This is a genomic window from Psychrobacter sp., assembly GCF_049295055.1.
Taxonomy (GTDB): Bacteria; Pseudomonadota; Gammaproteobacteria; order Pseudomonadales; family Moraxellaceae; genus Psychrobacter.
The window spans coordinates 116,629-130,907 of the sequence record NZ_JBAQQF010000049.1 but is presented as its reverse complement, the minus strand read 5'-3'; the positions used below and the strand labels follow the sequence as shown (position 1 = coordinate 130,907).

Sequence of the window (14,279 nt, the reverse complement as noted above, 5' to 3'; positions counted from 1 at the left end):
ACCTCATAATGATATAGGTAAGCGACTAATGCCTTGATTTATATTAGATCACTTGTACACAGCCCTCTTTGCTTCACCAAAGCAGCGTTTGGAGCAATCTACTGTTACAATAGGTCAATAGCGCTTTATATCCCACACCCCATCTATCTATAAATAATAAAATATTGAGACATCCTATGAGTTTAAATACGATTCCTGAGATTATCGAAGACATTCGTGCTGGCAAAATGGTTATCTTAATGGATGATGAAGATCGCGAAAACGAGGGCGATATCATCATGGCAGCAACCCATGTTCGTCCTGATGACATCAACTTTATGATTACCCATGCACGTGGTTTAGTTTGTCTAACCTTATCACAAGCACGTTGCCAGCAATTGGCACTGCCGCTAATGTCAGACCGCAATGAGGCAAAGTTTAGCACCAATTTTACGGTTTCTATTGAAGCAGCTGAAGGGGTAACGACTGGTATTTCTGCTGCTGATCGCGCTCGTACCATCCAAGCAGCGGTTGCATCAGCCGCAAAACCTGCTGATATCGTACAGCCTGGGCATATTTTCCCTATCATGGCACAAAATGGCGGCGTACTTCACCGTGCAGGGCATACTGAAGCGGGTTGTGACTTAGCGCGATTGGCAGGTTTAGAGCCAGCAGCGGTTATTGTTGAAATCATTAATGCTGATGGTACGATGGCGCGCCGCGATGACCTTGAGATATTTGCAAAAGAACATGACCTTAAAATCGGTACGATTGCTGACTTAATCAATTACCGTATTGCCAATGAGCAAACGGTAGAAGAGATTGAGTCACATCCGTTTGAGACCGAATATGGTACGTTTACTTTGCATCGTTTCCGTGAATTTGGCGCTGATGAGACCCATTTAGCCTTAGTCAAAGGTGATGTAAGCCAAGGCGTTAGCACCGTACGCGTCCATGGATTTCATCCACTACGTGACTTATTTGCTGCCAAAAATGATACGACCGGGCGTAGCGGTTGGAGTGTGCAATCCGCTCTAAAAGAAATCAATGCCTCAGAACGCGGTGTACTGGTTTGGATTGGTAACCATCAACCGACTGACTTGGGAGAGGCACTGGATAAAGCTTCCGCCAATGAAGCGCTATCTACTATTACTCAACAACCCTATCGCAGTATCGGCGTTGGCGCACAGATTTTACGCCATTTAGGGGTGCGTGATATGCGCCTATTGTCCTCACCGATGAAGTTTTACGCCTTATCAGGTTTTGATTTGAATGTCGTAGACTTTGTCCATGCACCAAAGCAAGATTGATAAGGTTGAATAAATCAAATTAAGCGACCAATACTACGGTCAAACTGCTGAATAAAAAAGGGCGCACTAACTGATGTTAGCGCGCCCTTTTATTTTAGAATGAGTATTTATAGTTCAGGTGTATGACCAAAGGCTAACTCTAATGTCAGCAACCGTTCACGCTCATCCTCTGTCCACGGTAGCTTATCTTTGCCTTTACTATCTAAACGTACAATGACCGCCTCAGCAGTAGCAACGACTGCTTGCTGCGCAGAGCTATAATAGCTGTACTCTATGATGATACTAGTTGTTCCTAAACGTTGACAACGTACCCCTACTAATAAGGTATCAGGATAAGTCACTGGTCGTAGATATTGGCAGCTCGACTGTGCCAGCATGGTCACCATACTGCCATCGAACATACCTAAAGCCTGCAAATAGACAATACGTGCAGACTCAGCATAGCGATAATAAATCACATTGTTTAAATGATTAAAGGCATCCATCTCACCCCATTGAATGGGCTGATGGTGAATAATCGGATAATTGGACAGCTCGTCAGGGACCTGGTCATGGTTAGCTGAGATGTTAGGTGTTAAATTTGCGGTTTGATGAAAGCTATCCATAACGGTATATCTCTTATTTTTATATTAATAAATTTTTAAGCAACATATTAAATCATCAAAGCATTTCCGCTCATTAAAGCATTAACGTTGGGCTTTATTCAAAATCTGAGAGGTTAGCAAGGGCGTTGTTTTTGGTGCATTGACAATCAGCTGATCCAACCATTCTATGACTTCTGGGATGTCTGTAGGCGATGATTTGGTTTGTAAGTCATTCGTGCTAGGCGTCTCTTTTATATTGGTAGCTGCTTTTAGTCCTGATGCTTTTGATGCTGAATCTTTAGCCACTAGCGTTTGCAACTGCTTTCGTGCTTGACTCAGATAAACAACCAGCTGCTCACGTTCACGCATATTGCTGGCTTGACTGGCTAGATTCAAGGTCATGATGACTTCATGAATGGTAAGTTGTCTGCGTGTTAAATTCATATTGACGGTAGATTTACTAGCAGGAAGGTTGATTGTTGCTGCACTTTTTTGCTGTGTAGTAGCATTAAGATTGGCATCAGTATTAGTAGCACGTTCATGGCTGTGTAAAAAGTCTTGAATATTTTGAATAGCGAGATTTTGTAGCTGCCAAGGACTTGGCTGCGAGCTTCTTGCCTGCAAGCTTTCTATATCTTTCATCAAGCTTTGCTTAATAAGCACAGTTAGCGCTGGGGCAATCTCATTACTGCTTTGCGACAGCTGCCAATGCAGACCTCGCAACAACTCAATCGCGGCACTATCATTATTATCTGCCAACAATCTATCAGCAGCTTGTATTTGAATACGCAATAAATCTAGCTGGTTTTGAGCTTGGCTATTGGTAGCCGCGGTACTAGGCGCTGGCAACGTCTGTTGGCTCATCGCAAATAAGCGATCGTCCATCTCGTTTAGGCGGCTGACGACTTGCTCATTGCCTTGCAAATGCTCATTGACATTGTGCTGAAAACGCTGCTGACTGATATATAGCCATAACAATGCGGCAATCAGTAGCAAAATAACCACCCACTGCAATCGCACCAAAAACATATTTGCTTGCCGGCGCTGCTGCTGAGCAGAAGGATCCTTCGATAACGTTTCAGAGTTCATTGACATAAGGCAGCACCGTTCATGATTGATAATGTTAAGCGAACATAAGGCAAGCAGATAAAATAGGTTAAGCACTCTTGAGCTTCGATATTGAGAAAAATCATGCTCTTGTAGGTGTTATAAGCTTGTAGAATTAATAGCAGCGAGGATAGTTTCCGGTGCCAAATCTTCCACACGCCAATAACTTAACTGCTGCTCAGCCACCATATTAGCCAAGCGTTCACCCAATACCACATAGGCGAAATCTGATAGTTCAAGCGGCGCAATAACTGTCATATCTTGATTCGATATTGATTCTAATCCCTGATCCGCTACTGCTCTAACGATACTTTCCCAATGCTCAAAAGCAGTACCACTACTTACAATAACGATGGGTTTTAGTGGTTGTACTGATATCGTCTGCTGTAAAGACTGCTGCGCAAGGAGTGGTACTAGCCATTCTTGATACTGCGCCATCGCATCGATAGGCATCTTGCGCTCGTACCAAGCAATGCTATCAATATGGACACCGCGCGCCTGTAGCGTATCGACCAATAATCGTCGCCCACCAAGACCGCGCCATACCAACAGCTTATCTCCTGCTTGCAGGCTCTCAATCTCAGGCATCGCCAACATACCTTCGTTATTGGCAATAGTAGGTTGCAATACCTCATAGTTAGTAGATGATGATTTTATCTCATTTAACACCGCGGCAGTTGCTTCACCAACAGCGATGAGATGGCTTGGCGCTGCCAAAGCCTCAAAGCTTCCTTGTATACCCTCGCCCTCTATGTACCCTATTTGATGATCAATAGCACGCTCAGCTTGACTCTCACGTTCAAGCAACTGCCAAATAGACAAACCTGAGGCTGCTGCTGTTGGGCTGACGATGACAAGTGCTTGATACTCACCCGCTAGCCAATGGCGCATCAGTTTCATATCGTCGTCAGTGGTTTGGCGCGGTTGCAGTGTCAACATCGGCATATCAATGACCGACATACCGGCTGCTTGTAGATGTCGCGTCAATGGTGCTGCACGCTCTACTGGGCGCGTATTGATGACGACTTGCGACATCAATGATGGCTTATCAATTGGTTGATTTGAATCAGTGGACTTAGGTGATGACCAAGACATAAACATACCATGAAAAAATCGGATAGAATTAGCATAATCATAGAGTTCGGAGCAATGACAAATCTATGAGTGAGGTGATAATGGTGGTAGCTAAATGTTACTCAGTTAAGATATTATTCAGGATGATAAATCGCTGATAAAATAGCACCAGCACCAGTATCCAATAGCATCTCGGCAACTTCAATACCCAGCTGGTTGGCTTGGGCTTCTTGTTCAGCTTGACTGCCCGTTAACGTCCGGCGCTTTTCAACTTTGAGCAGCTCGCTACCGTCTTCTTGACCGACGCGACCGCGCAGCCACAATGTGTCGCCAGCATCATTGTTACCATTTTGGTTGCTGCCATTATGGTTTTTGCCATTATCATCATTACTGCTATCTGTCGCCCCAGCTATTTGCAATACTGCATAAGCCGCAATCGGTACTTGGCAACCGCCTTGTAGATGTCGATTTAATGCGCGCTCAGCGATTAAACGGATACGGGCTTTGTCATCATTGAGTGGTGCCAATAGTTTTAATACTTCATCATCATCGGCGCGGCATTCAATCGCTAATGCGCCTTGCCCAACAGCTGGCAAGCAAATATCAATATCCAATTCGCTGCGAATACGCGCATCAAGCTCAATGCGTTGTAGACCACTGGTCGCTAAAATAATAGCATCATACTCGCCAGCATCCAGCTTACCTAAGCGCGTACCGACGTTGCCACGTAGGGTTTTAATTTGCAAGTCTGAGCGATAAGCTTTGATTTGGCACTGACGACGCAAACTTGCTGTACCGACTACTGCACCTTGTGGCAATTCATCGATACTATTATAAGTGTTAGAAACAAATGCATCCGTTGGTGATGCACGTTTGCAATAGACACCCAACGTCAATCCTTCCGGTAACTCCATCGGCACGTCTTTTAGAGAATGTACCGCAATATCTGCCTGCCTCTCATATAAGGCTTGCTCAAGCTCTTTGACGAATAAACCTTTACCGCCAATTTTGGCCAGTGGTGTATCCAAAATCTTGTCACCCTTAGTGACAATTTTTAGTAAGTTAATCGTCATCTCAGGATACAAATCTAGTAGCCGATCACGAATATGCTCAGCTTGCCATAGTGCCAATGGGCTTTGGCGAGTGGCGATATTCAAGGTAGTCAAAGCAGGTTGCTGCGTGGTGCTCATAAAAGGCCTCAATAAGTTCGATACTAGAATGTCAGTGCTCAACAATAATGCTGATTTGTCACACAAAATAGGTATTAAAAATGGCTTATAAAAAAGAATGACGCAAAAAAATACCCCTATTTAAGCATAAATAAGGGTTTGATGATATGGGACGATTATTTCAACCACCAAAAGCCTTGAAACTCACATGTTTTGGATTTTTTCACGTAGTGCCGGTAGGTGGCGACGGCTAACGGCTAATGTTTCATCAATTCCTTTGAAATGTAATTGATACTGCCCGGCATCTAAAGTTTCTAAAAAATCCAGATATTTCATGTTGATGATAGCATTTCGATGCACACGAAACAGTTTGTCGTCAAACTCTTGCTCAAGCTCTTTTAAAGTATCGTCAATAAGAACGATACCCTCTTTATGCCGAACTTTGACGTATTTCTGGTCGGCGGTAAAATAATAAATATCTTTGAGTTGAATTAGCTCAACGCCACGGTGGGTACGTGCCGCAATGTGTTCGCGTACCGGACGTACTGTCGGATTCTCAAGCTTACGAATCTCATTTAACTGCGCTGCATTCAGGTTGGTAGCTTTGTGTAGCGCTTCTAGCAACTCATCTTTATTGGCAGGTTTTAATAAATAACCGATGGCATTAGCTTTTAAAGCAGCAATGGCATACTGGTCATAAGCGGTCACAAAGATGATTGCTGGTGGATGTGCAAGGCTTGCAAGCTCTTGAGCGCACTGTACGCCATCCATCTCGGGCATCCGAATATCTAGCAATATGATGTCTGGCTGCTGAGTTTTTACGGCGACAATGGCTTCTATGCCCGTTTTCGCTTGGGCAACCACCTCATGACCTGACTCTTGGACAATCCTGACCAAACGCTCACGGGCTAATGGCTCATCATCACAAACTACAATCCGCATGCAAACTCCTTTTAAAGGGCATACTTAGAAAATATTTTTAAGCGTATCAATAATATACCAGCATTTATAACGTATTATTTAACATAAAATAGCACTTGAGCTAAGTTATAGACCTAATGGCTAGAGCTTGCAAGCCGTTAATATACCCTTTGCGCTCTTATATTTTTCATAATATAAAAGTCTGGTTATATTTTTAAACTTTAATCATTTAACTTTAGTCATTCAACTTTAATGATTAGCGGAGAATGTTCGTTAATATGAAGCCATAATCATGATCGCATTATGATGGCTACTGCAATAAATGTACCACGGTTAATAATGACATAGCGCACAATCAAAAAAGCAGAGCTTAAAGACTAACATCTTGTAGTGGATAATCAATAATCGTAACAACTTGTTGAGTGGTCACCGTGCTTTGGATATTGCTACTTTGCCCAAAGTACGAACGTAAGCGCTGCGCTTGAATATAAAAATCCATATGCTGACGTAGGTCATGGTTAACTATTAATGTCTTTTTAGGTAGCTGAACAATAAGCGTAATCGCAACACGATGATGAATCCATATAACTTTAATATCGATATGAATGGTTTCCGTAGTCATCTCAACCACAGTAAGCAGCATTTTTTCAATCACGCTTTGTAAAGTCAAAGCGGTAATTACCATGTCATACATCACATCCTCATCAGGCAGATCCCAACTTACCACCAGCTTATCTCCTACTCGAATGGACTCGATGGCCAAATAATGCTCACAAAGGGCAATTTCTTCTTCAAAACTAATCTCACGCGCCCCATTAAAGCTGGCACGAAATAAGGCTGAAACATGCTGTAACAAATCGGCGGCGCGTGATGGATTGGACTCAATGAGTGACATTAAGGTATTGATGGTATTAAAAAAGAAATGTGGCGCGAGACGGGCTTTAAGTACATCATTTTGCGAATTCAATTTTTGCTCAAACGATTGCTTGAGCGCATTTAGCTCACGATGGCTACGTAAAAAGAACAACAACGCTGCAATGGTGAATCCCGCTGTAATCAATGTGTGGAATACAATTGCTGAAATAAAGAAATGCACACTTTGATTAAACCAGCCAAAATTAAACAAAATAAGTAAGGCTGACGTCAGAGATAATGCTGTGCCTGTCGTTAGAATTAGCACAACGTACATGCTGGCAGTCGATACGCGCAAACGCTTTAAAACAGGACGTAGGTAGTCAATTAAATAGAAGGAAGGTATAAGCGCAAACGAGGTTTGAACAAACCTAGCCATAAGCTTAATAATAAACTGTGTTTCATTCAGCACAGTATGGCGGTCAATAATTGCCACAAATAATGACCAAAAAAAGATTATTAGCAGCCATTGCCAAGGTTTCATGAGTTCCATGAACTTGGGTATAAAAAACTCTAAGCGCTCCGCTAGTAAGGCAACCTCATCATTTGCTATACTTGAGTTCTTATTCTCTTGACTTGTCTTGTACCGATATGAACGCAAACTCTTCAAATATTAGTAATCCTGATTCAAATAAAAATCCATCTGTTTCTGATTCTAGCACAGATGCTTCTCTAACAAATACTGCTGCGCAAAACAGCCCTGCAAGCAGTCCTTCAAACAGCCAAGGTCAGCAGATGTGGGGCGGTCGCTTTAGTGAAGCAACCGACAGCTTTGTCGCCGCCTTTACCGCATCCGTTGGCTTCGACCAGCGCTTTGCGCGTCACGATATTCAAGGCTCGATTGCTCACGCGACCATGCTTAAAGAGTGTGGCATCTTAGAATCCGATGACGTTGCCGTAATTATTGATGGCCTAAAACAAGTGCTGGCTGAGATTGAAGCTGGCGAATTTAACTGGTCGATTGCACTTGAAGACGTCCATATGAACGTTGAATCGCGCCTGACCGATATCGTCGGTGCAGTGGGTAAAAAGCTGCATACTGGACGTAGTCGCAATGACCAAGTCGCCACCGACATTCGTCTTTGGTTACGTGAAGAGACTGATAACATCATTGCACTTTTGGTACGTTTGCAAAGTGGCTTGCTTGATTTGGCTGAGCAACATACCGATACCATCATGCCGGGCTTCACTCACCTGCAAACCGCACAGCCAGTCAGCTTTGGTCATCACGTCATGGCATGGTTTGAGATGCTCTATCGTGATACCGAACGTTTAGTCGATGCGCGTCGCCGTATCAATCAGATGCCGCTTGGTAGTGCCGCTCTTGCTGGTACAACCTTCCCAATCGACCGTACCATTACCGCTGAATTGCTAGGCTTCGAAGGTATTTGCCAAAATTCTCTTGATGCGGTCTCAGATCGTGATTTTGCGATTGAGTTCACCTCAGCTGCCTCTATCTTGATGATGCACATGTCACGTATGAGTGAAGAGATTATTTTATGGATGTCAGCGCAGTTTAATTTTGTGCAGATACCCGATCGCTTCTGTACTGGCTCATCTATCATGCCGCAAAAGAAAAATCCTGACGTACCAGAATTGGTTCGTGGTAAAGCGGCGCGTGTCTTTGGTCAGCTTATGACGCTACTTAGCCTGATGAAAAGTCAGCCGCTTGCCTACAACAAAGACAACCAAGAAGACAAGGAGCCACTATTTGACTGTGTTGATACTTTGACTGGTTCGCTATTGGCCTTTGCCGATATGCTGCCAAATATCACGCCAAATAAAGAAAACATGCGCGCCGCTACGATGAAAGGTTATGCGACCGCGACTGATTTGGCAGATTACTTAGTACGCAATGGCGTTGCGTTTCGTGATGCGCATGAAGTGGTCGGTAATGCGGTTGCTTTGGGTATAAAAGAAGGCGTTGATTTGAGTGATTTATCACTCGCGCAATTGCAGCAGTTTAGCGATGCCATTGGCGATGATGTATTCGAGTATTTAACGTTAGAAGGTTCACTTGCTGCGCGTGACCATTTAGGTGGTACTGCACCCAATCAAGTGAAACAAGCCGTCAGCCGTGGACGTACGCGTTTAGAAGTTTTCGCCTAAATTATAATTACTTTTTTTAATAACCGACATTATCAGTTGGTTAAATAACTTAAAATAAAACACCCGCCTTTGCTTGCGGGTGTTTTTGTTACCATAATCAGGTAAAGTAACTAATAATACATAAGATTTTGACGAACTGATTAACAGTACATGTTAATTAGCCCTCACTAATAATAAACAAGGAATTATCCATGACCGGAACTTTTAACCCCCAAGCTAATACGGTATTTTGCCGTAAATATCAGCAACAATTACCAAAAATGCCACATCCGCCCTTCCCTAATAAAAAAGGTCAGGAGCTACAAGAAACCGTGTCTGAGAAGGCTTGGAAAGAATGGCTTGAACATCAAACCATGTTGATTAACGAAAATCACTTAAGCATGCTTGATCCGCAAGCCAAAAAATTCTTAACCGAGCAGCGCGATAAGTTCTTGGATAATGAAGACTATGAACGTGCTCAGGGCTGGACACCAGAAAGCTAACCTCCTTAACGATTAAGATTATGGTTATTAAGAACGATAGATGCTAAAGATATAGTAATTATAAGATATGGTAATCATAATTATTAAAGATAAAATCCTTAGTGATACATGCATTAAAGATATAGTTATTGAAGCGCTACTAATAAAAAGGCAAAGGACTAGGCGTCATGCTTATAGTTTGCTAGTATGAAGATGATTTACAACACTGACAGACTCGGGGTGCGGTGTATTATGGCTTAAAAGCCTTTATACATTCGCTGAGATATCACCCGCCGAACCTGATGCGGTTAGTACCGACGCAGGGAAGTCTTAAGCCTATGTTATACAGGTACAAAGGGCGCGCAGAAATGCCTTTTTATTATCGTCGATATCTAGCAGATTTTTATACTGCTATTTGACTATCAATAATAAGCTGCGCCCATCGATCTTCTAGAGATGACTTACTACGTTTCTTTTTAATAGTGCGTTTGTCTTACGATTATATTTGTCCGTATTGTATAGACTACTCCGCAGCTACTGGCGGTGTTGATTTTATTCAAAAACCAACACGCTAGGACAGCATATGACTACTTTAAAAGTTTCTACCCCAACCTTACAATCTACTATCCCCTCCAAAAAAACTGCTAAAACAGATGCGCTAAAGACACCTGCTCATCGCAACGTAAGCGATGCTCGCTTTGAAGAAGACGCGCGTGATTTGCACCGTATTTTACCTGCCTCTCGCAAAGTTTATATCGAAGGCTCTAGACCCGATATTCAAGTACCGATGCGCGAGATCACTCTTGACCCTACTCCCATTCAAGGCGTTCCTGAAAGCGAATGGGAGCAAAACCCGCCGTTTTATGTTTATGATACCTCAGGCGTTTATACCGATCCTAATGCTACTATTGACTTAACCAAAGGCTTACCAAAACTGCGTGAAGACTGGATTCAAGAACGTGGCGACACTGAACAATTAAGTGGTTTATCAAGCGATTATGGGCTAGCACGTGCTCGTGATATTAGTACCGCTAACCTTAGATTCGCTCATATCGACAAGCCCCGCCGTGCTAAAAATGTCGATGGTAAAACTGGCAATGTCACACAACTGCACTATGCCCGCCAAGGTATTATTACCCCTGAGATGGAATACATCGCCATCCGCGAAACGCAAAAACAGCATGAGCTGACGGACATGCGCCAGCATGCAGGCGAGACTTTTGGTGCACATACGCCAGCTATTATCACGCCTGAATTTGTCCGCAGCGAAGTTGCCGCTGGTCGCGCGATTATTCCAAACAACATCAATCACCCTGAATCTGAACCGATGATTATCGGGCGCAATTTCTTAGTGAAAATCAACGCCAATATCGGTAACTCTGCACTGGTTTCTTCTATTGATGAGGAAGTGTCTAAAATGACGTGGGCGACGCGTTGGGGTGCGGATAACATCATGGATTTATCCACCGGTAACCACATTCATGAAACCCGTGAATGGCTGATTCGTAACTCGCCCGTACCAATTGGTACCGTACCTATTTACCAAGCACTAGAAAAAGTTGATGGCGTGGCCGAAGATTTAACGTGGGAAATCTTTCGCGATACCTTGATAGAGCAAGCAGAACAAGGCGTCGATTACTTTACGATTCACGCTGGTGTACTTTTGCGCTATGTGCCGCTAACTGCTGGACGCTTGACCGGTATCGTCTCACGTGGCGGCTCCATCATGGCCCAGTGGTGCATGTTTCATAATACAGAGAGCTTTTTATATACCCATTTTGAAGATATCTGCGAAATCATGAAGCAATATGATGTAGCATTTAGCTTAGGCGATGGCTTACGTCCGGGCTGCTTACAAGATGCCAATGATGAAGCACAATTTGGTGAACTGCGTACCTTAGGTGAGTTGACCCAAGTGGCGTGGAAGCATGATGTACAAGTCATGATTGAAGGCCCCGGTCATGTAGCGATGAACCGTATTAAAGAGAATATGGACTTGCAATTAGAAGTCTGTGCCGACGCACCTTTTTATACCTTAGGGCCATTAACAACTGATATTGCACCCGGTTACGACCATATCACCAGTGCGATTGGTGCGGCGATGATTGGCTGGTTTGGCACGGCAATGCTCTGCTATGTGACGCCAAAAGAACATCTAGGCTTGCCGAATAAAAAGGATGTCAAAGACGGTATTATTACTTATAAAATCGCTGCTCATGCTGCCGACCTTGCCAAAGGTCATCCGGGCGCACAAGCGCGTGATAATGCCTTGTCCAAAGCACGCTTTGAATTCCGCTGGGACGATCAGTTTAATCTTGCGCTTGACCCTGATACCGCGCGCGAATTTCATGATGAGACTTTACCAAAAGACGCGCATAAGACGGCACATTTTTGCTCAATGTGTGGACCGAAGTTTTGCTCGATGAAAATCACTCAAAATGTCCGTGAATATGCCGCTGGTTTGAAGAATAAAAATGCATAGACTTAATTAATTAGTACTAAATTATTTCCACAAAAAAGCCCCGCAATTTAAGTACAAAAACACTTATTTTGCGGGGCTTTTTTTATTTCTAAGTCAACGTTAACGGTCTAATTTTATATCTTTGACGCCTGATAAATCTCATCAATCGAGGTATTAATCGTATTAGCAAACTCTTCATCGCTTTGCTGTTTGCTCAAGCCTTCAGTAAAAGCGCGCGAGAAGCTTGCAATCATACCTGGATTTTTCTTAAGCTTAGCGCAGGCATCGGTGCGACTATAACCACCCGATAATGCGACGACTTTTAGTACTTTTGGATGGTCAATCAGCTCTTGATAAAACCCAGCTTCTTCAGGCAAGGTTAGTTTCAACATTACTTGCTTATCATCAGCCAAGCGCTCAAGATTATGCAAAATACTGGTTTTAAGTATTATTTCGCATTCATGCTTCTTGTCACTATTGATATCTACTTCTGGCTCGACAATAGGCATCAAACCTTTTGATAGGATTTGCTTTGCCACATCAAATTGCTGCTGGACGACCAGCTCAATCCCATCGACGTTTGGCTCATAAATCACTGAACGCATTTTAGTACCAAATACCGGATAGTTTTTTGCTTTATCTAATAACAGGTCTAAGTTAGGAATGGGGCGCATCACTTGCACGCCATTCATGTGTTCCGCCAAACCTTTATCAACTTTTAAAAATGGGACGATATTTTTATCTTCCCATAGATAGTTGGCCGTTGACTTGCCATTGACTGCACGCTCCATCGTATCTTCGAACAAAATCGCGCCAAGGACACGCTCATTATCGAAAGCATTACAAGTCATAATACGAGCACGCATTTCATGCACTTGGTCAAACATAGCCTCATCATTATCGTAAGCATCATCAGTGACACCATAATTTTCTAGCGCTTTTGGCGTGCTGCCACCACTTTGATCCAGTGCGGCGATAAATCCTGAACCGTTTTTGATACGCTGTAGCTGTTTGTTATATTGGTTTTGGTATTCCATGGAAAGTGCATCCTATTTTTATTTATTGAGGTCAAGTGTGACAAAGCAAATAGCTTTTTGCCAATTTATCTAAGCCTTGTTGTTTGTAGATAACCTTACCATAGGACGACTCTGTGTGCCTATATCTGATAAGTTAACGCTTTTAAAAATCGTTACTACTCAAACCTTTACGCTAAAAACATTGCGTTAAAAACATTGCGTTAAAAATATTGTGCTAAAATTATTATGCTAAAAACAGCACCGCCACACAGCCAAGCGCTAACAATAACCCAAGCATATTGATGCGATTAAGCGATTCTTTAAATACGCCGACGCCAATGAGGGTTGCCACGGCTATCACCCCAACGTTCATACCGGTAAAGACAATGCTTGGCGACTCAGATAACACTTGATGAGCGCGGATATAAGCATAAATGTTACCGATATTCAGCGCGCCTAATAATAATCCAGCTGCCAATGCGCGACCTTGCCAGCGTACCCGAGTGATAAGCAAATAGATGAATAGCAACAAGCCTGCTAAGCCAAAGCTGACAAATAACGTCAATGGAAATGCAGCCCCTTGCTTAGCAACTTGCTTAAACAAGATATCAATAATACCGTAGCCTAGCCATACGCCAAATAGCCACAGTGGTGTGCGTAGTGCTTGTTTATTAACCCCATTATTGGCCACGGTATTTGTACTAGCACTCTCGTTAACAACTACGGTTTGCTGCGGACGATATACCAGTGCCCCCAGTGCTAAGAACCCTAATACTAAGCCAAATACGCGCGTGCCTGTAAGCACTTCTCCAAATAAGAGAAACGCAGCGATAATTGGGATAATTAATGAGAGACGCTGGGCGGCATCCGTTGCCACCATACCTACCGCCGCAATCGCGCGCCCAAGAATAACGAATACTGCGGGCAGCAAGATACCAAGCGCAATAATAATGCCCCACGCACCACCAAGATCGCCAATTTTACTGACGTCAGGTTTTAATAATAACCAAGTAAGTAAAAAGGCGACTGGATAACCAGCAACGATGGTTTGGCGAATATCTAAATTTTGTTGTCGTAGTATTTTTAATAGTACGGAGACGGCGACGCTACATAACACCGCAATGGTTAAATACATCATACGCTTTTACCTTAATTGAATCACAGCCTTGCTTTATT

At 43.2% G+C, this 14,279-nt stretch carries 12 protein-coding genes and 1 riboswitch; of the genes, 4 read left to right on the top strand and 8 right to left on the bottom strand.

The features are described from left to right. Positions 1 to 176 precede the first annotated feature (176 nt). The gene (gene ribBA, locus WAZ74_RS07260; protein WP_422307324.1) at positions 177 to 1,289 is read left to right on the top strand and encodes a bifunctional 3,4-dihydroxy-2-butanone-4-phosphate synthase/GTP cyclohydrolase II; all 1,113 of its coding nucleotides are present in this window, start codon (positions 177 to 179) and stop codon (positions 1,287 to 1,289) included. 107 nt (positions 1,290 to 1,396) lie between these two features. Here ribBA and WAZ74_RS07255 read toward each other — a convergent pair whose 3' ends face one another. The 6 genes from WAZ74_RS07255 to WAZ74_RS07230 all read right to left on the bottom strand — a co-directional run bounded on the left by WAZ74_RS07255 (position 1,397) and on the right by WAZ74_RS07230 (position 7,540). Beyond that, positions 1,397 to 1,894 (bottom strand): acyl-CoA thioesterase, encoded by a 498-nt coding sequence (locus WAZ74_RS07255; protein ID WP_422307322.1) that lies wholly within the window; start codon positions 1,892 to 1,894, stop codon positions 1,397 to 1,399. 81 nt (positions 1,895 to 1,975) lie between these two features. After that, positions 1,976 to 2,968 (bottom strand): hypothetical protein, encoded by a 993-nt coding sequence (locus WAZ74_RS07250; protein WP_422307320.1) that lies wholly within the window; start codon positions 2,966 to 2,968, stop codon positions 1,976 to 1,978. A 111-nt stretch (positions 2,969 to 3,079) separates the two neighbouring features. Then, a complete protein-coding gene (locus tag WAZ74_RS07245; RefSeq protein ID WP_422307318.1) occupies positions 3,080 to 4,075 on the bottom strand; it encodes a uroporphyrinogen-III synthase in 996 nt (331 codons plus the stop codon). A gap of 113 nt (positions 4,076 to 4,188) precedes the next feature. Next, positions 4,189 to 5,220 carry a hydroxymethylbilane synthase gene (gene hemC / locus WAZ74_RS07240; RefSeq protein ID WP_422307408.1) on the bottom strand — a complete coding sequence of 344 codons (1,032 nt, stop codon included), beginning with the start codon at positions 5,218 to 5,220 and terminating at the stop codon, positions 4,189 to 4,191. Positions 5,221 to 5,427: 207 nt separating this feature from the next. After that, entirely contained in the window at positions 5,428 to 6,165 is a 738-nt protein-coding gene (locus WAZ74_RS07235) for a LytR/AlgR family response regulator transcription factor (protein ID WP_422307316.1), read from the bottom strand. A gap of 349 nt (positions 6,166 to 6,514) precedes the next feature. Beyond that, entirely contained in the window at positions 6,515 to 7,540 is a 1,026-nt protein-coding gene (locus tag WAZ74_RS07230; RefSeq protein WP_422307314.1) for a sensor histidine kinase, read from the bottom strand. A 251-nt stretch (positions 7,541 to 7,791) separates the two neighbouring features. On the opposite strand from WAZ74_RS07230, the gene argH reads away from it, so the two are divergent. The 3 genes from argH (at position 7,792) to thiC (ending at position 12,108) form a co-directional block, all read left to right on the top strand. Beyond that, positions 7,792 to 9,165, top strand: a complete 1,374-nt coding sequence (argH, locus tag WAZ74_RS07225; protein ID WP_422307406.1) for an argininosuccinate lyase — start codon at positions 7,792 to 7,794, stop codon at positions 9,163 to 9,165. Positions 9,166 to 9,356: 191 nt separating this feature from the next. Then, entirely contained in the window at positions 9,357 to 9,647 is a 291-nt protein-coding gene (locus WAZ74_RS07220; RefSeq protein WP_422307312.1) for an oxidative damage protection protein, read from the top strand. Positions 9,648 to 9,852: 205 nt separating this feature from the next. Continuing rightward, positions 9,853 to 9,969: riboswitch (TPP riboswitch) on the top strand. Positions 9,970 to 10,209: 240 nt separating this feature from the next. Beyond that, a complete protein-coding gene (gene thiC / locus WAZ74_RS07215) occupies positions 10,210 to 12,108 on the top strand; it encodes a phosphomethylpyrimidine synthase ThiC (protein WP_422307310.1) in 1,899 nt (632 codons plus the stop codon). 113 nt (positions 12,109 to 12,221) lie between these two features. Here the strand turns inward: thiC and WAZ74_RS07210 are convergent, their stop codons facing one another. Both WAZ74_RS07210 and WAZ74_RS07205 read right to left on the bottom strand, forming a co-directional pair. After that, positions 12,222 to 13,124: a fructose bisphosphate aldolase gene (locus tag WAZ74_RS07210; RefSeq protein ID WP_422307308.1), complete on the bottom strand. Its 903-nt coding sequence runs from the start codon at positions 13,122 to 13,124 to the stop codon at positions 12,222 to 12,224. A gap of 223 nt (positions 13,125 to 13,347) precedes the next feature. After that, the gene (locus tag WAZ74_RS07205; protein ID WP_422307306.1) at positions 13,348 to 14,241 is read right to left on the bottom strand and encodes an EamA/RhaT family transporter; all 894 of its coding nucleotides are present in this window, start codon (positions 14,239 to 14,241) and stop codon (positions 13,348 to 13,350) included. Positions 14,242 to 14,279: the final 38 nt, after the last annotated feature.

Bases quoted from the DNA above. Each gene is read 5' to 3' on its own strand.
- WAZ74_RS07210 (WP_422307308.1), bottom strand. From the start codon at position 13,124: ATGGAATACCAAAACCAATATAACAAACAGCTACAGCGTATCAAAAAC.
- WAZ74_RS07250 (WP_422307320.1), bottom strand. From the start codon at position 2,968: ATGTCAATGAACTCTGAAACGTTATCGAAGGATCCTTCTGCTCAGCAG.
- ribBA (WP_422307324.1), top strand. From the start codon at position 177: ATGAGTTTAAATACGATTCCTGAGATTATCGAAGACATTCGTGCTGGC.
- WAZ74_RS07245 (WP_422307318.1), bottom strand. From the start codon at position 4,075: ATGTCTTGGTCATCACCTAAGTCCACTGATTCAAATCAACCAATTGAT.
- thiC (WP_422307310.1), top strand. From the start codon at position 10,210: ATGACTACTTTAAAAGTTTCTACCCCAACCTTACAATCTACTATCCCC.
- WAZ74_RS07230 (WP_422307314.1), bottom strand. From the start codon at position 7,540: ATGAAACCTTGGCAATGGCTGCTAATAATCTTTTTTTGGTCATTATTT.
- argH (WP_422307406.1), top strand. From the start codon at position 7,792: ATGTGGGGCGGTCGCTTTAGTGAAGCAACCGACAGCTTTGTCGCCGCC.
- WAZ74_RS07235 (WP_422307316.1), bottom strand. From the start codon at position 6,165: ATGCGGATTGTAGTTTGTGATGATGAGCCATTAGCCCGTGAGCGTTTG.
- WAZ74_RS07220 (WP_422307312.1), top strand. From the start codon at position 9,357: ATGACCGGAACTTTTAACCCCCAAGCTAATACGGTATTTTGCCGTAAA.
- WAZ74_RS07205 (WP_422307306.1), bottom strand. From the start codon at position 14,241: ATGATGTATTTAACCATTGCGGTGTTATGTAGCGTCGCCGTCTCCGTA.
- WAZ74_RS07255 (WP_422307322.1), bottom strand. From the start codon at position 1,894: ATGGATAGCTTTCATCAAACCGCAAATTTAACACCTAACATCTCAGCT.